The 23,570-nt window shown below is 45.0% G+C and carries 9 protein-coding genes, 2 tRNA genes and 4 rRNA genes; all 15 read left to right on the forward strand.

All coding sequences use genetic code 11. The annotated features are described in order from the left end of the window. Positions 1-158: 158 nt before the first annotated feature. The 15 genes from mprF to LRC_RS02275 all read left to right on the forward strand — a co-directional run bounded on the left by mprF (position 159) and on the right by LRC_RS02275 (position 23,539). Positions 159-2,732, forward strand: a complete 2,574-nt coding sequence (gene mprF / locus LRC_RS02205) for a bifunctional lysylphosphatidylglycerol flippase/synthetase MprF (protein ID WP_014072971.1) — start codon at positions 159-161, stop codon at positions 2,730-2,732. Between the two features lie 69 nt (positions 2,733-2,801). Then, positions 2,802-3,974, forward strand: coding sequence for an acetate/propionate family kinase (locus LRC_RS02210; RefSeq protein WP_014072972.1), 1,173 nt, complete (start codon positions 2,802-2,804; stop codon positions 3,972-3,974). Positions 3,975-4,119: 145 nt separating this feature from the next. Next, on the forward strand, positions 4,120-5,247 hold the full coding sequence (locus tag LRC_RS02215; RefSeq protein ID WP_014072973.1) for an exonuclease SbcCD subunit D: 1,128 nt from the start codon (positions 4,120-4,122) through the stop codon (positions 5,245-5,247). After that, complete coding sequence (locus LRC_RS02220) at positions 5,244-8,348, forward strand: AAA family ATPase (protein WP_014072974.1); 3,105 nt, start codon at positions 5,244-5,246, stop codon at positions 8,346-8,348. Before LRC_RS02215 ends, LRC_RS02220 begins: the two co-directional genes overlap by 4 nt. A gap of 28 nt (positions 8,349-8,376) precedes the next feature. After that, positions 8,377-8,967: a metal-dependent hydrolase gene (locus LRC_RS02225; protein WP_014072975.1), complete on the forward strand. Its 591-nt coding sequence runs from the start codon at positions 8,377-8,379 to the stop codon at positions 8,965-8,967. Positions 8,968-9,054: 87 nt separating this feature from the next. Further along, on the forward strand, positions 9,055-9,516 hold the full coding sequence (locus LRC_RS02230) for a Fur family transcriptional regulator (RefSeq protein ID WP_041819831.1): 462 nt from the start codon (positions 9,055-9,057) through the stop codon (positions 9,514-9,516). Between the two features lie 302 nt (positions 9,517-9,818). Next, positions 9,819-11,075: a tyrosine--tRNA ligase gene (gene tyrS, locus LRC_RS02235; RefSeq protein ID WP_014072977.1), complete on the forward strand. Its 1,257-nt coding sequence runs from the start codon at positions 9,819-9,821 to the stop codon at positions 11,073-11,075. A 506-nt stretch (positions 11,076-11,581) separates the two neighbouring features. Further along, positions 11,582-13,144: ribosomal RNA gene (locus LRC_RS02240) — 16S ribosomal RNA — on the forward strand. 75 nt (positions 13,145-13,219) lie between these two features. After that, positions 13,220-13,292 (forward strand) — tRNA-Ala (locus LRC_RS02245). A gap of 166 nt (positions 13,293-13,458) precedes the next feature. Beyond that, positions 13,459-16,371: ribosomal RNA gene (locus LRC_RS02250) — 23S ribosomal RNA — on the forward strand. Positions 16,372-16,445: 74 nt separating this feature from the next. Next, a 5S ribosomal RNA gene (gene rrf / locus LRC_RS02255) occupies positions 16,446-16,562 on the forward strand. 5 nt (positions 16,563-16,567) lie between these two features. Then, positions 16,568-16,639: transfer RNA gene (locus LRC_RS02260), tRNA-Gly, on the forward strand. Positions 16,640-16,677: 38 nt separating this feature from the next. Beyond that, positions 16,678-16,794 (forward strand): 5S ribosomal RNA (gene rrf / locus LRC_RS02265). Together the 16S, 23S and 5S rRNA genes with 2 tRNA genes alongside form the textbook arrangement of a ribosomal RNA operon. Before the next feature lie 839 nt (positions 16,795-17,633). Further along, positions 17,634-22,088 (forward strand): glutamate synthase large subunit, encoded by a 4,455-nt coding sequence (gene gltB, locus LRC_RS02270; protein ID WP_014072978.1) that lies wholly within the window; start codon positions 17,634-17,636, stop codon positions 22,086-22,088. A gap of 17 nt (positions 22,089-22,105) precedes the next feature. Beyond that, the gene (locus tag LRC_RS02275) at positions 22,106-23,539 is read left to right on the forward strand and encodes a glutamate synthase subunit beta (protein ID WP_014072979.1); all 1,434 of its coding nucleotides are present in this window, start codon (positions 22,106-22,108) and stop codon (positions 23,537-23,539) included. Positions 23,540-23,570: the final 31 nt, after the last annotated feature.

The following is a 23,570-nucleotide window of genomic DNA, read 5'->3' on the forward strand; positions in this document are numbered from 1 at the left end:
AAAGCCAAAAGCAAGATGTCAAGAAATGTTGCCATAAAAAACGTCTCCGTTCAAATTTATAATTTTTCTTTATTTTAACCTTGTTATGAGAAAGTTCTTTGAAGATTGATTATAATATAATTGGATATGTGTTCGGAAAATTGAAAGGTGGGTCATAATTGATTGAGCGTTTCAAAAATTTTGTTGAAAAGCGCTTGAAATTTATCAAGCTGTTGTTTGTTTTTTCTGTTCTGATATTTGTCGTTTACGAAATCGGGCGAATTTTTAAACAGATTGATTGGGGAAAAGTTCAAGAAGGACTCGAAAATCAGTCAATGCTCACGATTGCGGTGATGTTTTTTGTCGGCTTGATTGCCGTTCTTCCGATGATTGCCTATGATTTTACGGTCGTGAAATTTCTTCCTGGAAAATACAGTGTGCCGTATATCTTCAAAAGCGGCTGGATCGTCAATACGACGACCAACGTTGCCGGATTCGGCGGCGTCATCGGGGCAACGTTGCGCGCCAATTTTTACAAGAAAAACGCAAGCGCCAAGCAGATTGTCTACGCGCTTTCGAAAATTGCGCTGTTTGTTTTGGCAGGACTTTCCATATATTGTTGGATTTCTCTTGCATTGATTTATGGTCGCGGCATGGGAAAACTGTTCGGCAGCTACTGGATCTGGCTTGTCGGCGGAGGAGTGTATTTTCCCGTACTGTTCATCGCGACAAAATTCAAACAGACCGAATTTTTTGCCGACTTGACGTTGAAACGCGAACTGGCCCTGATTATCAGCTCTTTTTTCGAGTGGACGTTTGCCGGCGGATTTTTCTTGTTTATCGGCTTGATGATGGGAATCAAAACGGATTTTTTGCCGATTCTTGCAATGTATATTACCGGTTCGGTTTTGGGAATCGTGTCAATGGTTCCCGGCGGCTTGGGCTCGTTTGACGTTTTTATGATGTACGGCATGGCAACGCTTGGCGTTTCAAACGAAACGGCCGTTGTCTGGATCATGTTTTTCCGGTTGTTCTACTACATAATTCCTTTTGTCATCGGGGTTATTCTTTTTGTTCATGAAACAGGTTCAAACATTAACGAAAAATTGAACGGAATTCCAAAGATGGCAGTTCAAAAAGTCGCGCATTTCGTCTTGACTATTTTTTTGTATGCTTCAGGAATTTTAATGCTGCTTGAAGCTGCCGTTCCGCGTTTTGCAAATTCCAATGAGCTGTTGAGAAAGCTGTATTCGTACAGTTTCCTGTTTATCAGTCAGGTTTCGGACATTATCTTTGCCTTTATGCTGCTGGGACTTGCCAGGGGAATTTCGGCCAAGGGCAAACGCGCATACTGGCCGACGCTGATCGTGCTTGCAATCGGTGTCATCAATACCCTTTTGAATCGTTACTCGCTTAGTCTGGCGATTTTTTTGGGATTCGTAATGATTTTGGTTTTCCTGTCAAAAAACGAGCTTTATCGCAAGCAGATGCAATATTCCATCGGTAAGATGGTTGCAGACATCGCGATTTTTGCGGGGACTTTCTTACTTTACACGCTGGTCGGAATTTTGAATACGCCAAGCTTCAGCAATCGCCATCATGTGCCGGAATACTTGCTGTTTCCTGCTCAAAAAGACTGGCTTGCCGGGTTCATCGGGTTGATGATTGCGGCACTGATTCTTTTGCTCATGCTGACGTACTTATCGAAAGGCCTGACGCCGTTTGTGCCTCAGGTCTTTGATGAACGGAGAATCAAGCAGATCATCAGTCGCTTTGGTTGCGGAAATGCAGGGCACCTGGTCTACTTGCGCGACAAATCGCTTTATTTCTTCAAATCAGAAGGAAAAGATCAGGTCTTTTTCATGTATCGCAGAAAGCAGGAAAAACTATTTTGCATTGGGGAGCCGATCGGGAATCCGAAATATTTCAAGGAAGCTTTGGAAGATTTTTTGAAGACGGCGGATCTGTACGGCTTTGAACCTGTTTTTTACGACATAGATCAGGATTTCACGCTTTTGCTGCATGAATACGGCTATGATTTCCTGCAGATTGGCGAAAAGGGTCTGGTCGATCTTGAGAAATTCAATTTGCATGGTGAAAAGCATCACAATCAGCGGGCTTTAATCAACCGCTTCGCAAACGACGGCTATGTGCTTGATTTTTTGAAGCCGCCATATAGCGAAGAGTTATTAAGCGAAATGCGCAAAGTTTCGGATGAGTGGCTGAGCAATCGAAACGAAAAAGGATTTTCCGTAGGCTTTTTTGATGAATATTACCTTGAGCAAGGCAGTTTGATGACTTTGAGGGATTCTTCCGGCAAGCTGAAGGCTTTTTCAAGCATCATGCCGCGCAAGCACGGGGTAGTTTCAAGCGATCTGATGCGTTATGTCAAAGATGCTCCGGCACAGACCATGGCGCGTTTATCGTTGTTTTTGTTTGAAAATGCCAAAGAAGCGGGCTATGCTTACGTTGATCTTGGGATGGCGCCGACAAGAGACTGTGCCGACTTGAATCGTGAATTTATTACGGAAAAGATTGCGCGCTATATCTATGAATACGGCTACCATTTCTACAGTTTCCAAGGCCTTAAGGCTTATAAGAACAAATACGTTGACATATGGAAGAAGAGCTTTATTGCCTACCGCAAGCGTTCGCAGATTGCATTTACGATGTTTCAGCTGATGAGCGTCATCAACTCGAAGGCCATCAAACATGATTACAAGGGTTTGGTCAAGCCGAGAATCTTTAATTAATTTTTGGGAATGAAAGTCGATTAATTTTAATGTATACTGAGAGTGAGAAATAAAAACGGAGGTGCACTCGTGTCAAATATTTTACTTATGAATGCCGGCAGTTCCTCGGTCAAGTGGAAACTGTTTGAACTTGAAACGGAAAAGGTCGTTGCCAAAGGGCTTGTTGAACGCATGCTGATGCCTGGTTCAAAGTTTGAAATCAAATACGGAGAACAAAATTTTCAGGAAACTTATGACAATTTAACGTATGAACGTGCTTGCGAGCTGATTATCGAAAAGATTCAGGAAAAGGGAATCACGTCCCTTGAAAAAATCGCTTGCGTAGGCCATCGCGTCGTTGCCGGCGGTGAGAAATTCAGAGGCGCAACCAAAATCGATGCCGAAAAGCTTGAAGAAATCATTGAAATGAGCGATCATGCTCCGTTGCACAATCCGATGGAGGCAAAATATATCGAACTGATGCAGAAGGTGATGCCTGACACTCCGCAATATGCCGTTTTTGACAGCACGTTTTTCACGGACATGCCGGAGATGAATGCCATTTTCAGTCTGCCCTATGAACTTACGCAAAAATACGGAATCAGACGCTATGGCGAACACGGCATCAGCCACGGCTATATTTCGCATCGTTGTGCCGATCTTTTGGAAAAGCCGCTTGAAGATTTGAAACTGATTACGCTTCACTTGGGCAGCGGATCTTCGATTTCTGCTGTCAAAGACGGCAAGGCCTATGACAGTTCCATGGGCTTTACGCCGTTGACAGGCGTGACGATGGGAACTCGCTGCGGCGACGTTGATCCGTCAATCGTTCCGTTTCTAATGAAAAAACTGGACAAGTCCGCAGAAGAGATCCTGCAGCTTTTCAATTCTGAATCAGGTCTTCTCGGAATTTCAGGCAAGTCCCCTGACATGCGCGACATTCGTGCCAATATTGACGATTCGCGCTGTGCTTTGGCACGTGAAATTTTCATCAACCGCATCGTCAAGTACGTCGGAAGTTATTATGTTGAAATGGGCGGAGCAGACGTGCTGGTTTTTGCCGGCGGCATTGGAGAAAACGATCCTTCGCTCAGAAGAGATGTCGTTTCAGAGCTTGCCTGCCTTGGAATCAGTCTGGATGAAGCTTTGAACGAAAAAAATACTGAAGGGCTTATTTCGACGAAAGATTCCAAAGCCAAAGTCATGATCGTTCCGACGAACGAAGAATTGGCGATGGTTCAGGCAATCAAGGAAAAATTATAGGAAAATTTAAGAGAATGCCCTCGCTTTTGATGCGGGGGCTTTTTTGTTTCTTAAAAATGCAGATAAAATTTCGCACAAGTGTTTTGCGAACGTACATTCCTTGTGCTATAATCGATTAAACGAATGATCAGGGGGCGTTTCAGACATGAAATTTTTACACACTGCGGACTGGCACGTTGGTCGCAAGCTGCATGGCTACGACTTGAGCACAGAACAGGCCGATGCATTGAGAAAACTGGAAAAAATAGCCATTGACGAGAAAGTTGACGCAATCGTGATTGCAGGCGATATCTACGATCGCGGGATGCCAAGCGAAGATTCCGTTCGGATGGTCAACGGGGCACTTAAAAAACTGAATTTGGAAGATGGTTTTCCGTTATTGGCCATCAGCGGAAATCATGATTCGGCCGAACGCCTTTCAACGGGTTCAGAATGGTTTGAAGCGACGTCCTTTTATCTGCATACGAAGCTTGAACGGGCAGCAGAACCGATTGAAATGTCAGGAGTACAGTTTTTTTTGATGCCGTATTTTGAAATCAGCGCAGCAAAAAATTTTTTAGGAGATGAAACGCTTAAAACTGCCGATCAATGCGTCAGAAGGATAGTTTCCTTGATGAAGGAACGATTTAAAGCCGGCTTTAAGCATGTGCTTGTGGGACACTTTTTTGCCGTTGGATCCTTGAAATCTGATTCGGAAACCCCAAGTGAAGTCGGCGGACTCGAAGCAGTCGGCATAGATGAATTGGAATGTTTTGACTATGTTGCGTTGGGACATCTCCATCAGCATCGTGCTTCAAAATCAGAAAAGGTCAAGTACAGCGGTTCGCTTTTAAAATACTCGGTTTCTGAAACATCAGATCAAAAAGGGGTCTACGTTGTCGATACCGATTCTGAAACAATTGCCTATAAACCATTGGAACCTTTGAATGACGTACGAGTCGTCAAGGGACTTTTCGAAAATCTGATCAAACCAGAAAATTATCGGCAAATTCCTGATGATGATTACGTTGCGGTTGAACTGGAAGATCGCGTTCCGATCATCGATGTGATGAATCGCCTGAAAAAATACTATCCGCGAATTATTGAACTGAAGCGTGTCAACGGACGCGTCAATCACGAAAATAACGGTGTTAAAAATTTGGAAAAATTATCTGAAATGGACCTGTTTAAAACATTTTACAAAGATACCGTCGGAGAAGATCCTGACGAAGAACAATGCAAAATGATGGAACAGGCGCTTCAGGACGTGCGCAACAAGGGGGAAAATCAATGAAACCTTTGAAATTGAAAATGAAAAATTTTGGACCTTATAAGGATGCGGAAGTTGATTTTACCAAGTTCAGCGAAGCTCCGCTTTTCTTGATCACTGGTGCTACCGGAAGCGGCAAAACAACCATTTTTGATGCGATGTGTTTTGCGCTTTACGGTCGGAGTTCAACCGACAAGGATCGAAACGTCTTCTTGTTGCGCAGCGATTTTGTAGAGGATTGCAAGGAAAAAACGGAAGTCGAATTGACGTTTTCGCATCAAGGGAAAGAATATACCGTCAATCGTTCATTTTATCAGACGGCAGGCCAAGAAAAAAATGGCAAAATCACCAAAAAAGCAATTCTCAGATATCAGGATGAAAACGGAAATCTTGTAGAATTAAAAGGACCGAATGAAATAGGCGTCAAAGTAACAAGCCTTCTCAATTTAAGCGCCGAACAATTCAGCAAGATTATTCTGCTTCCTCAAGGAAAGTTTAAAGAGTTTCTGATGTCGGACAGCAATAAAAAAGAGAAGATTCTCAATCAAATTTTTGGAACCGATTTTTATGACGATTGGGTTTCGGAAATCAAAAAACAAGCAGACGAATCCCGATCAGACAGCGATGAAACCAAAAAAGAGCTGTTATTTGAACAAAAACAGGCAATCTTTTCGGAAGCGGAACCGGAAGCAGAACCGTTTGAAGATTGGTTCGATGCATTGGATCTGCAAATAAAAAGCGATGAGGAAAATTGCGCCAAAGCCAAAGAGGCTGAAGAAGAAATGCAAAAAAAAGTCAATGAAGCATTGAAGAAGACGGCGTTGGCAGAACGGCTCGAGCAAGATTTTCAAGAATTTGAGGAAGTTTCTCGAAAAAAAGAACTGTTGGAACGAGAACAGGCAAAAATCAACGAGCAGACGAATTATTTGGCAGAATTGAACTGGGCTTTTGGATGCGAAACGATGGTTTTCAGAAAAAAGACGTCTCAAAAACGCTTGGAAGAACTCCGAGCAGACATTGAAAAACAAAATGCCGAATTTTCTGAAACGAAGGAAAAATTCAGCAAAGCATTGGAAACCAAGCAAATTCTTTTGCGGAAAGCTCCCCAAAAAGACAAGGCGCAAGCTGATTTTAATCTGTGGCAAGGAAGGGTCGGCATATATGACGAGGCCGAGCAAAAAAATGCCGAACTTGCTGACCTGCAAGCTCAGGCAGACAAATCATCCAAAAAGCTTGCCGAAAAAAAAGCGGAACTTGAACGCAAAATTGCCTCTAAGAACGCTTTGGACAAGTTTATCGAGAAAAATTCCGGAGCGGACGACGAAAAGCACTGTCTTGAACTGGAAATTCAGCAGCTGAAAGAAAATGAAAAAAAACTTCAGGATTACAAAGCCCAACAACAAAAAGCTCAAGTTTTGAAGAATGAGCAGGTTGTTTTGGAAAAAGAATCTGCTGAAGCATCGGAACTTCAAAAAACGGCTGAGCAGGAGTATGAGAACATCCAGAGTCAATGGGCCAAGCTGCAGATCAACGAATTGGCCAAGCTGCTCAAACCGGGAGATGCTTGCCCGGTTTGCGGCAGTTTGGAGCATCCGAGCCCTGCATTTGGCGATGAAAAGACCGTTTACGTGACGGAAAATCAAGTAAAAAAAGCAAAAGAAAAACATGACGAAGCCGTTGCCGATGCTTCAGAGAAAAAAGCCAAGGCAGATGCCAAATCAAAAGAGTTCAGCGAACGTCAAGCTGACTTTTTGGAGAAGATAACTGAGTTCAGTCAATCTCTCGGATATGATACCATTGAAATCAGCGAGCTTGAAAAAAAACTCGACAACAAGAGATCGGATAACGAAGAAAAACTCTCACAAGCCAGAGAAACGGCACGAAAAAGAACTGAAGCCGAAGTGAAGCTTAAAACTTTGCAGACGGAAATTGAACGAGGAGAAGAGCTTGTTTCCGACTTGAAACAAGAACTCAGCGAATGTCAGGCGACGATTTCAGGTAAAAAGGCCGGTCTGGCGGAACTTGAAAAACAGTTGCCAAAACAGTTCAAAACCAGAAAAGAGCTGCAAGAACAACTGAATCAGTGGGATGAGTTCATTAAAAAATATGATGCCGACAAGGAAAACAACGATAAAGAAGTTTCTGATCTTGATAAAAGGCGTGCCTCGTTGCAGTCGCTGATCGAAAAGGAAAATATCAACCTGGGTAATGAGTCAAATCTATTTCATGCTTCCGAAAAAGAAATCGAGTCGGCTTGCCTGAAGAAGGGGATTTCCGCTGAGAGACTTTACGAATTGCTTGCAGAAAAAGACCGGATTGCCGAGATTGAGCGTGAAATCAGCGACTTTCAGAAAAAAGAAGCAACGGTTTCGGGCGAATATGCTGCAAGTCAAAAGAAAATCGACGGGAAGATTCGGCCAAACATCGAAGAAATGAAGCAGATTCAACGAGATGAACAGGAGCGCCACAGACGTGCCAAAGAATTTTTGCAGCAATCAGACAATTTGCTGAACAAGAACAAGGAATGTCGCCGAAAGGCCGAAAAAGTCTGGAAAAACAGCAAGGAAAAACTTGAACTTGCCGAGCGCAAACAGTCTTTGTATAACGTTCTCCGTGGTCAAAAGGGCATTGCTCCAGGTTTTTCACGCTTTGTTCTGGCAAATTATTTCAGAAGCGTAATTGAAGTCGCAAACGTTCACCTTGATAAGCTGACGGGCGGCAGATATAATCTGGTTTTGGATGACACAGCAAAGGCAAACTTAAAAAATATGGGCCTGGAACTTGACGTTTATGACGACAATGCCGGCGTAAACCGTCCAGTTCACACGCTTTCCGGCGGCGAAAGTTTTATTTTCTCTCTTTCGCTTGCCATGGCATTGGGAGAAGTCATTCAGGAAAGAAACGGCGGCATCAGCATTGAAGCAATGTTTATCGACGAAGGGTTCGGCACGCTTGACGATGAAAGGCTGCAATCAGTTCTCAGTGCCTTGCAGTCTTTGGAAAACAATAATCGAATGATCGGCATTATCAGTCATGTTGACAAATTTAAAGAGCAAATTCCTGCTCAGATTCAGGTAACTTCAAAAGAAGGCATCAGCACGATTGGATATCAGACCGAATTCTAAAAAGAGCGAAGGCAGGTTTTTTTGAAAAATGCAATATAAGACGCATCTGGCGGTATCATTGGCAGTCGGAATTCCTTTGATGTCTTGTGCCGGAGACTTAAATTTCCCGAATGCGATGGCCCTTTGCGCGGGGACTCTTTTGCCGGATATAGATTACCCCAGCTCCTATATGGGAAAGAGAAACAAGTTTATCAGCAAAGTAGCCAATAAGACGCTGGGACATCGCGGCGGCACGCATTCGCTTCTTTTTGCAGTATTGGTCTATGCATTTTTCGTATGGATCAGAAATCTTTATTTCGCTCAAGCTGCCTATTTTGTTCCTTTTTGGATTTTATGCGGGTATTTGATGCATTTGTCAGAGGACAGCTTTTCAAAAGACGGGGTCAACTGGCTTTGGCCACTGACGAAACACAAGGCAAAATCAGGTGGCAAGTTTGCATACTACAGTACTGGAAAGCTGAGCGAGGTCTTGGTTTTTCTGGCAGCAGGATGCGTTGTTTTATTGGAATTGAAGCTGGCATATGACGGTAATTTGAAAAGTTTGACTCCGGGCAGAACGGGTGAATTTTTAAAGTATTCGATTGAATTTCTTAAACGCGTTTTATGTCTTAAAACATGAAGTTTCTTATGGACTTCTAGAACCATTTGAGCAATAATATTAACATAGAAAGGCCTTAACTTTACTAAGCTGGAGAGGGGAAAATCCATGGTGAGAGATTCTGAGATGCTAGTTGCTGCTGCACAAAAACTGAAAGACTATGAAATCAAGTCGACGCCTCAAAGACAGGTTATTTTGGCTTATTTGATGAAATCAAAGGTGCATCCTTCGATTGAGACGATTTATAAGTATCTCAAGAAGAACGATTTTAACGTCAGTTTGGCAACCGTCTACAATACTTTGCAATTATTTGAGCAAAAGAAACTTGTGATTGAGGTTGCGGTTGACAAAACGGGCCATATGAGATATGACTATTTTGACAATCCGCACTATCACATGATTTGCGTGAATTGCGGCAAAATTGAAGACGTTTTTGATGATGCGTATCGTCAATTTGAGAAGACGGCGGCCTTAGATACCGGCTATAAGGTTTTTGGCAGTCAGTATGAAGTTTTGGGCCTTTGCCCTGCGTGTCAGCGCAAGGAAGACAAAATAAGCAATCGCAATTGATGAATCAAAGCTGATATGCTACAATTGGACTATTGATGTTTAAATCAATTAAATACAGGCGTTGAAGCAACGAAGTAGATTGTCAAGTCACTGGCAAAGAGAACTGATGGTGGTGCTGAAAATCAGGGCAAACTTGATGGTTGAATTACATTGTGGAGTTTGAACGGTTCATCTCGATATCGATGACTAGAGTTGATTGCTGATTTTTGTAAAATCTGGCGATAATCTGGGTGGTAACGCGGAAAAATTTCGTCCCTGATGTCTGATGGCATCAGGGAATTTTTGTTTTAGGAGGAATTTCGATGACGAATATTATTGATGAATTGAAGTGGCGCGGGGCCGTTAATCAAGTTTCTGACGAAGAAAACCTGAGCAAACTTTTGGATGAAAAGTCTGTCGGAGTTTATTGCGGAACTGATCCGACTGGCGATAGTCTGCACGTTGGACATTTGATTCCTTTCATGATGCTCAAAAGGTTTCAGTTGGCAGGTCACCGTGCATTTATCTTGATTGGCGGGGGAACAGGATCAATTGGCGATCCATCCGGACGTTCAACGGAACGGACATTGCAGACGATGGAACAGGTTCATCACAATGAGGAAGCCTTGACTTCACAAATGAAAAAGCTTTTTGGCGAGGACAATATCACGATTGTCAACAACTATGACTGGCTTTCAAAAATCAGTCTGCTTGACTTCTTGCGCGATTATGGCAAGTTGTTCAATATTAATACGATGTTAAACAAGGAAGTCGTTGCAAGTCGTCTTGAAGTCGGAATTTCATTTACTGAATTTACCTATCAGATTCTTCAAGCTGTTGATTTTCATCATTTGCTGTTGGAAAATGACGTTCAGCTTCAAATCGGCGGTGCCGATCAATGGGGCAACATCACAGCCGGGATCGATTTGATTCACAAGATGGAAGGGTCTGATACGCAGGCATTCGCATTAACGATTCCGCTGATGCTGAAAGCTGACGGAACCAAATTCGGAAAATCTGCCGGCGGTGCGGTTTGGCTTGATCCTGAAAAGACGACGCCCTATGAATTTTATCAGTTCTGGCTCAATCAAGATGATCGTGATGTTGTCAAGTATCTCAAATACTTCACGTTCCTTGGCAAAGAAGAAATCGAAGAACTTGCCAAAAAAGTTAAAACGGAACCAGAAAAGCGAGAAGCACAGCGTCGTCTTGCTGAAGAAGTTACTGAATTCGTTCATGGAAAAGAAGCAGTTCATCAGGCTGAGCATATTTCCAAGGCTTTGTTCTCCGGTGAAGTCAAAGATTTGACTGCGGATGAAATTGAGCAGGGATTTAAAAACATGCCGACTGTTACAGTTAACAAGGAGCCGGAAAACATTGTCGAATGGCTTGTTGAGAGCGGCATTGAAAAATCAAAGCGTCAAGCGCGTGAAGACGTGACGAATGGTGCCATTTACATCAACGGCGATCGAATCAAAGATCTCGAATTCATGATCGATCCAAGCAAGCAATTTGATGGCAAGTTCGTAATTGCGCGACGCGGCAAGAAACGCTATTTCTTGGGACGCGTAATTGATTAATATTTTTTAGAGTCAGGATTTAACCTGACTCTTTTTTTAATAAAAAATGAAACAGCAAAAAAATTGGGAAAAATTCAAAAAAAATTATTTCGTATTATGATGATTTTTAAACAATGGTAAAAGCATAAAATAATGGTTGCTCATCTCAAAAACGAACTATTGACGATGTATAAAACATTAAATTCGTTTTTTGGCTTAAAATAAAATTTGGATGCAAATAAAAAGATAAAAAGGGTGTTGACGATTAATGATAATCAGAGTATAGTAATTTATGTTGTTACGGCGCAAGTCGTTAACAAGTTATAAAAAAGTTTTTCAAAATTATTCTTGACATCAACAAATAGTTTTGATAAAATAATAAAGTCGCTTGCGAGGGCAAGTGATGAATGTAGATCTTTGAAAACTGAACAAAGTTTCGATAAGCAAATGTGCAGGGCTTCTTGTTTTAAACGAGAGCAACAATATTTGCGAAGTCAATTTGCTAGTAAATTTTGAGTCACAAACTATAAATTGAGAGTTTGATCCTGGCTCAGGACGAACGCTGGCGGCGTGCCTAATACATGCAAGTCGAACGAAGCTTTCTTTCACCGAATGCTTGCATTCACCGAAAGAAGCTTAGTGGCGAACGGGTGAGTAACACGTAGGCAACCTGCCCAAAAGAGGGGGATAACACTTGGAAACAGGTGCTAATACCGCATAACCATGAACACCGCATGATGTTCATGTAAAAGACGGCTTTTGCTGTCACTTTTGGATGGGCCTGCGGCGTATTAACTTGTTGGTGGGGTAATGGCCTACCAAGGTGATGATACGTAGCCGAACTGAGAGGTTGATCGGCCACATTGGGACTGAGACACGGCCCAAACTCCTACGGGAGGCAGCAGTAGGGAATCTTCCACAATGGACGAAAGTCTGATGGAGCAACGCCGCGTGAATGAAGAAGGCCTTCGGGTCGTAAAATTCTGTTGTCAGAGAAGAACGTGCGTGAGAGTAACTGTTCACGTATTGACGGTATCTGACCAGAAAGCCACGGCTAACTACGTGCCAGCAGCCGCGGTAATACGTAGGTGGCAAGCGTTGTCCGGATTTATTGGGCGTAAAGGGAACGCAGGCGGTCTTTTAAGTCTGATGTGAAAGCCTTCGGCTTAACCGAAGTAGTGCATTGGAAACTGGAAGACTTGAGTGCATAAGAGGAGAGTGGAACTCCATGTGTAGCGGTGAAATGCGTAGATATATGGAAGAACACCAGTGGCGAAAGCGGCTCTCTGGTCTGTAACTGACGCTGAGGTTCGAAAGCGTGGGTAGCAAACAGGATTAGATACCCTGGTAGTCCACGCCGTAAACGATGAGTGCTAAGTGTTGGAGGGTTTCCGCCCTTCAGTGCTGCAGCTAACGCATTAAGCACTCCGCCTGGGGAGTACGGTCGCAAGACTGAAACTCAAAGGAATTGACGGGGGCCCGCACAAGCGGTGGAGCATGTGGTTTAATTCGAAGCAACGCGAAGAACCTTACCAGGTCTTGACATCTTCTGACAATTCCAGAGATGGAACGTTCCCTTCGGGGACAGAATGACAGGTGGTGCATGGTTGTCGTCAGCTCGTGTCGTGAGATGTTGGGTTAAGTCCCGCAACGAGCGCTACCCTTATTGTCAGTTGCCATCATTAAGTTGGGCACTCTGGCGAGACTGCCGGTGACAAACCGGAGGAAGGTGGGGATGACGTCAAATCATCATGCCCCTTATGACCTGGGCTACACACGTGCTACAATGGACGGTACAACGAGTCGCTAACTCGTGAGGGCAAGCTAATCTCTTAAAGCCGTTCTCAGTTCGGATTGCAGGCTGCGACTCGCCTGCATGAAGTCGGAATCGCTAGTAATCGCGAATCAGCATGTCGCGGTGAATACGTTCCCGGGCCTTGTACACACCGCCCGTCACACCATGAGAGTTTGTAACACCCAAAGTCGGTGGGGTAACCTTTTGGAGCCAGCCGCCTAAGGTGGGACAGATGATTGGGGTGAAGTCGTAACAAGGTAGCCGTAGGAGAACCTGCGGCTGGATCACCTCCTTTCTAAGGAATAAATTACGGAATCTGCACATGATTCGAAGCTTTGTTTAGTTTTGAGGGATTTACATCCATTATTATGGGGCTTTAGCTCAGCTGGGAGAGCGCCTGCTTTGCACGCAGGAGGTCAACGGTTCGATCCCGTTAAGCTCCATTGTCGGCAACTTGATACCGACAAAACTTGTTCTTTGAAAACTAGATAATATTTTATTTCTTTGTAATTTTTATAACCGAGAACACCGCGTTTTAAGAGTTTAAAACAAGAAATTAGTTCTTAATCGCAAAACTCATAACCGTTTATCGCAAGATAAATATTTATAGGTTAAGTTATTAAGGGCGCATGGTGGATGCCTTGGCACTAGGAGCCGATGAAGGACGTGACTAACTGCGATATGCTTCGGGGAGTCGTAAGTAGACTGTGATCCGGAGATTTCCGAATGGGGAAACCCAGCAGGTTTTGCCTGCTATCGCTCAATGAATTCATAGTTGAGCTGAAGGTAGACGCGGGGAACTGAAACATCTAAGTACCCGCAGGAAGAGAAAGAAAATTCGATTCCCTAAGTAGCGGCGAGCGAACGGGGAACAGCCCAAACTAGAGAGCTTGCTCTCTGGGGTTGTAGGACTGGACATCTGAGTTACCAAGAAATAACGTAGTCGAATGATATGGGAAGATCAGCCAGAGAAGGTAACAGCCCTGTAAACGAAACGTTGTTTCCTCAGTCCAGGATCCTGAGTACGGCGGAACACGTGAAACTCCGTCGGAATCCGGGAGGACCATCTCCCAAGGCTAAATACTCCCTAGTGACCGATAGTGAACCAGTACCGTGAGGGAAAGGTGAAAAGCACCCCGGGAGGGGAGTGAAAGAGTACCTGAAACCATGTGCCTACAAGTAGTCAGAGCCCGTTAACGGGTGATGGCGTGCCTTTTGTAGAATGAACCGGCGAGTTATGCTAACGTGCGAGGTTAAGGCGGAAAGGCCGGAGCCGTAGCGAAAGCGAGTCTGAACAGGGCGAACGAGTACGTTGGTGTAAACCCGAAACCAGGTGACCTACCCATGTCCAGGTTGAAGGTGCGGTAAAACGCACTGGAGGACCGAACCCGTGTATGTTGAAAAATGCTGGGATGAGGTGTGGGTAGCGGTGAAATTCCAATCGAACTTGGAGATAGCTGGTTCTCTCCGAAATAGCTTTAGGGCTAGCCTCGGAGTTGAGAATCGTGGAGGTAGAGCACTGTTTGGACTAGGGGCCCGTCTTGGGTTACTGAATTCAGATAAACTCCGAATGCCACTGATTTATATCCGGGAGTCAGACTGCGAGTGATAAGATCCGTAGTCGAAAGGGAAACAGCCCAGACCACCGATTAAGGTCCCTAAATATGTGTTAAGTGGAAAAGGATGTGGAATTGCACAGACAACTAGGATGTTGGCTCAGAAGCAGCCACCATTTAAAGAGTGCGTAATAGCTCACTAGTCGAGTGATCCTGCGCCGAAAATGTAACGGGGCTAAACACATTACCGAAATCGCGGATGCAGCTTTGATGCATGGTAGGAGAGCGTTCTCAGGGCGGTGAAGCCGGCCCGTAAGGACCGGTGGAGCGCTTAGAAGTGAGAATGCCGGTATGAGTACCGAAAGACAGGTGAGAATCCTGTCCGCCGAATGACTAAGGTTTCCTGGGGAAGGCTCGTCCTCCCAGGGTTAGTCGGGACCTAAGCTGAGGCCGAGAGGCGTAGGCGATGGTCAACGGGTTGATATTCCCGTACCGGTCTGATTTGTTTGAGCAACGGAGGGACGCAGGAGGCTAACGATGCGCACTATCGGATGTGCGTCCAAGCAGCAAGTCTGTCGGCGAGTCAAATGCTTGCCGGCTCAAGGACAAGCTGTGACGGGGATGAACGATTTATCGTTCTAAGTGAGCGACGTCACCCTGCCAAGAAAAGCTTCTAGTTAGAATCAGGCCGCCCGTACCGCAAACCGACACAGGTAGTCGGGTCGAGAAGACCAAGGTGAGCGAGAGAACTCTCGTAAGGAACTCGGCAAAATGACCCCGTAACTTCGGGAGAAGGGGTGCTGATCGCAAGATCAGCCGCAGTGAATAGGCCCAGGCGACTGTTTATCAAAAACACAGGTTTCTGCAAAATCGTAAGATGAAGTATAGGGGCTGACGCCTGCCCGGTGCTGGAAGGTTAAGAGGATGGGTTAGCGCAAGCGAAGCTCAGAATCGACGCTCCAGTTCACGGCGGTCGTTACTATACCGGTCTTAAGGTAGCGAAATTCCTTGTCGGGTAAGTTCCAACCCACACGAAAGGAGTAAGGATCTGGGCACTGTCTCAACGAGAGACTCGGTGAAATTATAATACCCGTGAAGATGCGGGTTACCCGAGACAGGACGGAAAGACCCCATGGAGCTTTACTGTAGCTTGATATTGGGTGTTTGTACAACTTGTACAGGATAGGTAGGAGCCGTAGAAGTCGGGACGCTAGTTTCGACAGAGGCATCGGTGGGATACTACCCTCGTTGTATGAACACTCTAACACACGCCGGCAATCACGGCGGGAGACAGTGTCAGGTGGGCAGTTTGACTGGGGCGGTATCCTCGTAAAAGGTAACGGAGGCGCCCAAAGGTTCCCTCAGAATGGTTGGAAATCATTCGCAGAGTGTAAAGGCATAAGGGAGCTTGACTGCGAGACTTACAAGTCGAGCAGGGATGAAAGTCGGGCTTAGTGATCCGGTGGTTCCGCATGGAAGGGCCATCGCTCAACGGATAAAAGCTACCCTGGGGATAACAGGCTTATCTCCCCCAAGAGTCCACATCGACGGGGAGGTTTGGCACCTCGATGTCGGCTCATCGCATCCTGGGGCTGTAGTCGGTCCCAAGGGTTGGGCTGTTCGCCCATTAAAGCGGTACGCGAGCTGGGTTCAGAACGTCGTGAGACAGTTCGGTCCCTATCCGTCGCGGGCGCAGGAAATTTGAGAGGATCTGTCCTTAGTACGAGAGGACCGGGATGGACATACCGCTGGTGTACCAGTTGTTCTGCCAAGGGCATCGCTGGGTAGCTATGTATGGATGAGATAAACGCTGAAAGCATCTAAGTGCGAAACTCACCTCGAGATAAGATTTCCCACTCCTTTATGGAGTTAAGACCCCTGAGAGATGATCAGGTAGATAGGATGGAAGTGGAAGTGCGGCGACGCATGGAGCGGACCATTACTAATCGGTCGAGGACTTAACCAAAAAACGCAGGTTCTTGAAAAGAGAAGTGAATATTGTCTAGTTTTGAGAGAACAAGGTTTTCTCAAGGAAAATAGTGTGGTGATGATGGCATGGAGGATATACCTGTTCCCATTCCGAACACAGAAGTCAAGCTCCATAGCGCCGAGAGTAGTTGGGGGATCGCCCCCTGTGAGGGTAGGACGTTGCCATGCATTATGCGGAAGTAGTTCAGTGGTAGAACATCACCTTGCCATGGTGGGGGTCGCGGGTTCGAATCCCGTCTTCCGCTTTTTTTGTACCTTGATATATGGTATGAAGAATTTATAGTATAGTGATTATGGTGCGAAGGATATACCTGTTCCCATTTCGAACACAGAAGTCAAGCTTCGTAACGCTGAGAGTAGTTGGGGGATCGCCCCCTGCGAGGGTAAGACGTTGCTATACGAAAAGCAAGAGGTTGGGAAAAACGAGGCCTCAAATCGAAAAAGCCGGGTGATTTGTAATCAATTGCAAATCTAATCCGGTTTTTTTCTTATATATGACGGTCGTCTTCTATGATGGAAATAGTCGAAAATAGTTTGGCAGTAAATTTGACTGAGAGCTTGGCGCGCTGATTTATCGGGCGATGCTTTTGGCAAAACTACTGCCGTTTACGGACACATCGAAAAAAATAGAGCATTTGCCGTAAATCCGAATAAAATTTTAGCTGAAATGGTTGTGCAACGTTATTTTAAATAAGATAGTTTTTTGCATGCAAAAAATCAAAGCAACGCTTTACGAATTCAATCGAAAATAGACCGCCTTTTCGTTTGGTATTTCATTTAATTAAAGTAAGAAACGGGACTTTTTTAGGCTTTGCGCAAAATGCAGGCGACATCAGTTGAATATGTCTTATTCATAAATATTTGCCAGCTTGGCGCGTAGCGTTAAACAGCATGAATATTTTCCATTTAAAAGAATATTGTATATTGATTTTGCTTAATTATCCGATGATATTTTCACGTATTTCTTTTTATATAAAAGAAATTAGTTGTTAAAACTTAAAGAATTTAAGGTGAGTTTGGTTAACGTGATCTAATTGAGAGAAAATCTCAATTAGATTCTTTTTTTAGTTCGCTTAAAAGCGTTTACATTGACTTTGAATGGCTTTATATTAGGCCATATGCGAACGATTAAAGAAAAAGCCTTGATTTTTAGGGCTTATTCGCTTAAATTAGATATAAGTTAGAAAGATTTAATTTGAGAAGATTTTTCTTTGAATTTGTACGAGGTGGGGGATTGAAATGACAGAAGAAAGCAAAACAATGTACTGTCATGGCTATGAACATGATGCTTGCGGCATGGGTTTTATTACCCAGATTGACGGTAAGCCGAGCCATGAACTCATTGAACGAGCACTTGTCATGCTTAGTCGAATGAATCATCGCGGCGGTACTGGCTCAGAACCTGATACTGGAGATGGTGCTGGTATTTTATTTGCTATGCCTGACAAGTTTTTTCAAAAATATGCTGAAGAACAAGAGTTTACGCTTCCGAGCCTAGGAGATTATGCTGTTGGCATGTTTTTCTTGCCGCAAAAAGAACAAGAAAAACATGCCATGCTTGGCTCAGTCACGGCAGAAATTACGGCATCAGGATTTAAAGTCTTGGCGACGCGAAACGTTCCGTACATTTATGAAAATTGCGGACCTACCGCGCAAAAGGCCATGCCTGGATTTGAACAAGTCATTATTCAGCGTCCGGCCGATACCGAAGTAGGGCGTCCTTTTGAAGATCGTCTGTATCATTTGAGACGTCACCTTGAAAAGACATATTCTTCAAATGAATTTGCAATTGTCAGCCTTTCAAGCAAGACTCTTTGCTACAAGGGAATGCTTCATGCTTATCAAGTCGGTCAATTCTATCCTGATTTACATGATCCTGACATGTGTTCTGCGATTGCGCTGACTCATTCTCGTTTTTCAACCAATACTTTTCCTAGCTGGAGTCGTGCGCAACCTTTCCGTTTTATTGCGCACAACGGTGAAATCAACACTTTGAAGCGTGCCGAAAATTGGATGAAGAGTCATAATATTGAAGTCTACAATGAAGAAGACTCTGATTCTGCCAAATTGGAAAACTGCATGGAATATTTGTATCGCAATGGTCGTGATATTCCGCAAGCGCTTTTGATGATGATGCCTGAATCCTGGAGCGATAAGATGAATCTTCCAAAGGAAGAAAGAGACTTCGATGAATACAATTCGTCATTCATTGCTCCTTGGGACGGTCCTGCAGCTCTTTGTTTCACCGATGGCACGCAAGTTGGTGCCATTTTGGATCGAAACGGGTTGCGTCCTTCTCGATACAGTCTGGTAAAAGGGAACTTTTTGATTACTGCTTCTGAATCAGGCGTTTACGATGTTGCACCTGAAGATATTATTGAAAAAGGAATCTTGGGTCCAGGAGAAATGATCTTGGTCGATACTTCCAAAGGACGTTTTTACAACACCAAAGAAATCAAGGAATACTATTCAACTCAGCATCCTTATGGCGAATGGCTCGAAAACGAGCAGGTCAAACTCAATGAATTGCCAGAAGCAGATATCGTTGAACACCTTTCCAAGCATGCATTGAAGACTCTTTGGCGTCGTCATGGATATACGGAGGACATTATTCGTGATTCCATCATTCCGATGGCGCAAAATGGCGAAGTTCCTGTTATTTCAATGGGATTTGACTCACCGTTGGCTGTTTTGAGTGAAAAGCCGCAGTCATTGTTTACTTACTTCAAGCAACAATTTGCGCAAGTCACGAATCCACCGATCGATGCAATTCGTGAAAAACAGATGATTGGTACTGAAATGTACTTGGGTGCTGACGGAGATATTTGCAAAGATGTTCCGGAAAATGCCAAAAAAATCAAGCTTGATTCTCCGATGCTCGTTAACGGAGAATTTGAAAGATTGCGTCATTTAAACGGCAAGAGCGGCTTCAAGACTGGAGAGGTCTCATTATGCTACAGCAATGTCGAACGCCCGCACAGACTGCAACAGGCTCTTGAAGATTTGTTTCGTGATGCCGAAAGCAGAGTTGATGCCGGATGCAACGTTTTGATTGTCACGGATCGCGGTGCAACGCGTGATGATTTGGTTATTCCGGTTCTTCTAGCGGTTTCAGGCTTGAATAATTACCTTGTTCGAAAAGGCAAACGCGGTTTGGTGTCAATTGTTGCTGATACTTGCGAAGCATGCGAAGTGCATCATTATGCAACGTTGTTGGGATATGGGGCTTCTGCGATTCATCCTTACGGCGTATACGCAACGCTTGATTATTATGACCTCTCCGACAAGAAAGAAGCTTATCGTTCGGCTGCTGAAAAAGGAATCATTAAAATTATGAGCCGTATGGGTATTTCGACGATTGTTGGCTATCAGGGTGCCCAATTGTTCGAAGCTGTCGGCATTTCAAAAGAAGTCGTTGACGAATACTTTACCGGTACGGTTTCACGTATCGGCGGGTTGACTCTTGATCAAATTGAAGAGGAGTATCTTGAACGCTACAAAGCTGCATTTGGCGAAAAGGCAAATGATGCTCTTCCGACTGATGGCAGTTTCAAGTATCGTTTTGAAGGCGAACATCACATGTTCAATCCGATGACGATGTATAAATTCCAACAAGCGGTCAAGACGGGCGACTACAAGCTTTACAAAGAATACGCAAAATTGATGCACGATGAGGAATTGGCGCATCCTTCCACCCTCAGATCGATGTGGAATATCGAATCAGATCGAGATCCCGTTCCTTTGAGCGAAGTTGAACCAGTCAGCCAAATCGTCAAGCGTTTCAAGGCTGGGGCCATGAGTTTCGGTGCGCTCTCGAAAGAAGCACATGAATGCATCGCTCAAGCGATGAACGAACTCGGCGCAAAGAGCAACTGCGGTGAAGGCGGCGAAAATCGTTATCGTTTCAAGAAACAGCCTGACGGACGCGACATCAACAGTCGCATCAAGCAGGTCGCATCAGCACGTTTTGGCGTTAATGCTGAATATTTGATGAGTGCTGAGGAAATACAGATCAAAGTTGCTCAAGGCGCCAAGCCTGGTGAAGGCGGACAGCTTCCTGGTGCTAAAAACTTCCCTTGGGTTGCTGAGGTTCGTGGATCGGTTCCCGGCGTTCGGTTGATTTCTCCTCCGCCTCATCATGATATTTATTCAATTGAAGATTTGAAGCAACTTATTTATGATTTGAAACAGATCAATCCTAGTGCTGCCGTTTCTGTCAAGCTTGTATCAAGCACAGGCGTTGGTACGATTGCGACGGGCGTTGTCAAATGCGGTGCGGACAAAGTCGTTATTTCAGGGTACGACGGCGGCACGGGTGCCGCTCCTCGAATTTCCGTGCGCGATGCTGGACTTCCATGGGAAATGGGAATTTCAGAAGCTCATCAGACGCTTGCGTTGAACAATCTGCGTCAGCGTACGACGATTGAAACTGATGGCAAGCTTATGACGGGTCGCGACATTGCCGTTGCAATCATGCTCGGTGCCGAAGAATTCAGTTTTGGTTCGCTTGTGTTGGTTTCAATCGGCTGCATCATGATGCGCGTCTGCAGCAAAAATACTTGTCCTACCGGTGTTGCTACGCAAGATCCCCGTTTGCGCAAATTCTTTAATGGCAAGCCGGAAGATATCAAAAATTGCATGCGTTTCCTGGCCGAAGATCTTCGCGAAGAAATGGCTGAACTTGGATATCGCACGGTCGATGAACTTGTTGGACATACGGAACATTTGAAACCGCGTTTTGTTGCCAAGGGCAAGGCAAAATCGCTTGATTTCGATCGCTTGCTCGGAACGTCGATCGGAATTTCACGCAAATCAAAAGATCCGTTTGCTCCAAAATCAGAGTGGCCAGACCTCAATGCCTTTGCGGAAAGCGCAATTCAAGAAAAGAAGGCGGTTGTTCTCAAGTCTTCAATCAACAATATTCATCGTGCTGCCGGGACGAGAATCGGTGGCTGGATCGCCAAGCGTTTCGGTAACAATGGTCTTCCTGCCGGGCATCTTAAATTTGAATATACAGGCGTTGCCGGTCAAAGTTTCGGTGCGTTCATGCCGCAAGGCTTGGAGCTTAAACTCATCGGTGAAGCAAATGACTATGTCGGCAAGGGATTGAGCGGCGGACGTTTAATCGTTCAGGCTCCCGCCAAGGCGAAGAAGATTTACAGCAACGCTCCGATTGTCGGAAACGTTGCCTGCTTTGGAGCTACTGGTGGTGAAGCATACTTCAACGGACGAACCGGTGAACGTTTCTGCGTTCGCAATTCCGGTGCAACGGTTGTTGCCGAAGGCATCGGTGACCATGGCTGCGAATACATGACCGGTGGCATTGCAGTCGTTCTTGGCTCAACCGGCTGCAACTTTGGTGCTGGAATGTCCGGCGGGGTTGCCTATGTTTACGATCCGGAAAAGAAGCTTGAGGAAAACTGCAACATGGATATGATTGAGTTGTTCAAGCTTAATGAAAAAGGCAATGATTCCGTCTTAAAGGAAATTTTGGAAAAACATGTGAAGTTTACCGGTTCCGAAAAGGCCAAGAGCCTGTTGAACAACTGGAAGAAAGAACAAGAAAACTTTGTCAAGGTCTATCCTAAGGAATATCGTCATATCAATGAGATCATGGCAGAATGCGCCAAGAAGGGCACGCCTAAGGATCAACTTGAACAAAAGGCTTTCGATATTATTACGGCATCCAGGTAGAAAAGGAGAATTGAATTATGGCAGATCCATTTGGTTTTATGAAATATCCGCGTGTCAACAATCCGATTCGACCGGTTGCTGAACGTATCAAAGATTTTGAAGAAATGGAAAACGTTCTTTCAGTCGAAGAACGCAGAAAACAAGCAGCACGTTGTATGAATTGCGGTGTTCCTCACTGTCATGCTGGCCAATTTTATTCCGGTGGGCGCGCAGTCAGCGGCTGCCCGAATGATAATCTGATTCCTGAGTGGAACGATCTGATCTATCGTGAAGAAGACAAGCATGCTTTTGAAAGATTGACTTTGACAAATCCGCTCCCGGAATTTACCGGACTCGTTTGTCCTGCGCCTTGCGAAGTTGCTTGCAATGAGGCTTTGAACGGCAAGGGCATTACAATCAGAAACAACGAACGCTATATCATTGAAACGGCTTATGCGAACGGTTGGGTCAAGGAAAGTGGGATTCCTTTGCATCGCAACGGAATCAAGGTTGCAGTCGTCGGAAGCGGTCCGGCAGGATTGGCCTGCGCATGGCGATTGAATCAGCTTGGCTATGACGTGACCGTTTATGAGCGCGACGATCATCCGGGAGGATTGACGATGTATGGCATCCCGAATATGAAATTGCCTAAAGAAATCGTTGCTCGTCGTGTCAAAATCATGGAAGAAGTCGGAGTAAAATTCGTTTTGAACACCGAGGTCGGTATCGACGTTTCCGGAGACGAATTGAAACGCAAGTATCAACGAATCGTTCTTGCGATTGGTGCCCGTCAAGCGCGTGATTTGAACGTTCCTGGACGCGAATTGGAAGGCGTCCGTCTTGCAGTCGACTATTTGACCGATGCGACAAAGAGCGTTCTGAAAAACGGGACCAAGGCAAGCAAAGAACTTGAAGGCAAAAAAGTCATGGTCATCGGCGGTGGAGATACGGGCAACGACTGCATTGCAACGGCCATCAGACAAGGTGCGGCAGATGTCAAGCAGCTTGAAATTACTCGGCGTCCGCCTTCAAAACGTCCGGCTGATAATCCGTGGCCTCAATGGCCACGCGTTGCCAAGACGGGATACGGTCAAGAAGAAGCCAACGAATTATTTGAAGGCGTCTTGACTCAGTATGAAACCACGGCAGTTGGGTTTGGAGGTGTCGATGGGCACGTTTCAAGCGTGACGACATGTCATGCGCAACTCTTCAAGCCCGTTCCGGGAACTGAAGAAAAGCATCCGGTTGATCTTGTGCTTTTGGCAATGGGCTTTACGGGAGCACAAAAGCAATTCTTGGATGAATTCGGCGTAACTGAGGTTAACGACGATTATACGACAAATGACGAAAAAGTTTACGTCGCAGGCGATGCTCGCCGTGGACCGAGCCTTGTAATTTGGGGCATCCACGAAGGGCGCATAGCAGCTGAAAAAGTCAATGAGGCTTGCAAAGCGGCTGCCCATGCCGAATAAGCGACATGTTCGGCATAAGACATTAACATCA

It is taken from the genome of Ligilactobacillus ruminis ATCC 27782 (genome assembly GCF_000224985.1).
GTDB lineage: Bacteria > Bacillota > Bacilli > Lactobacillales > Lactobacillaceae > Ligilactobacillus > Ligilactobacillus ruminis.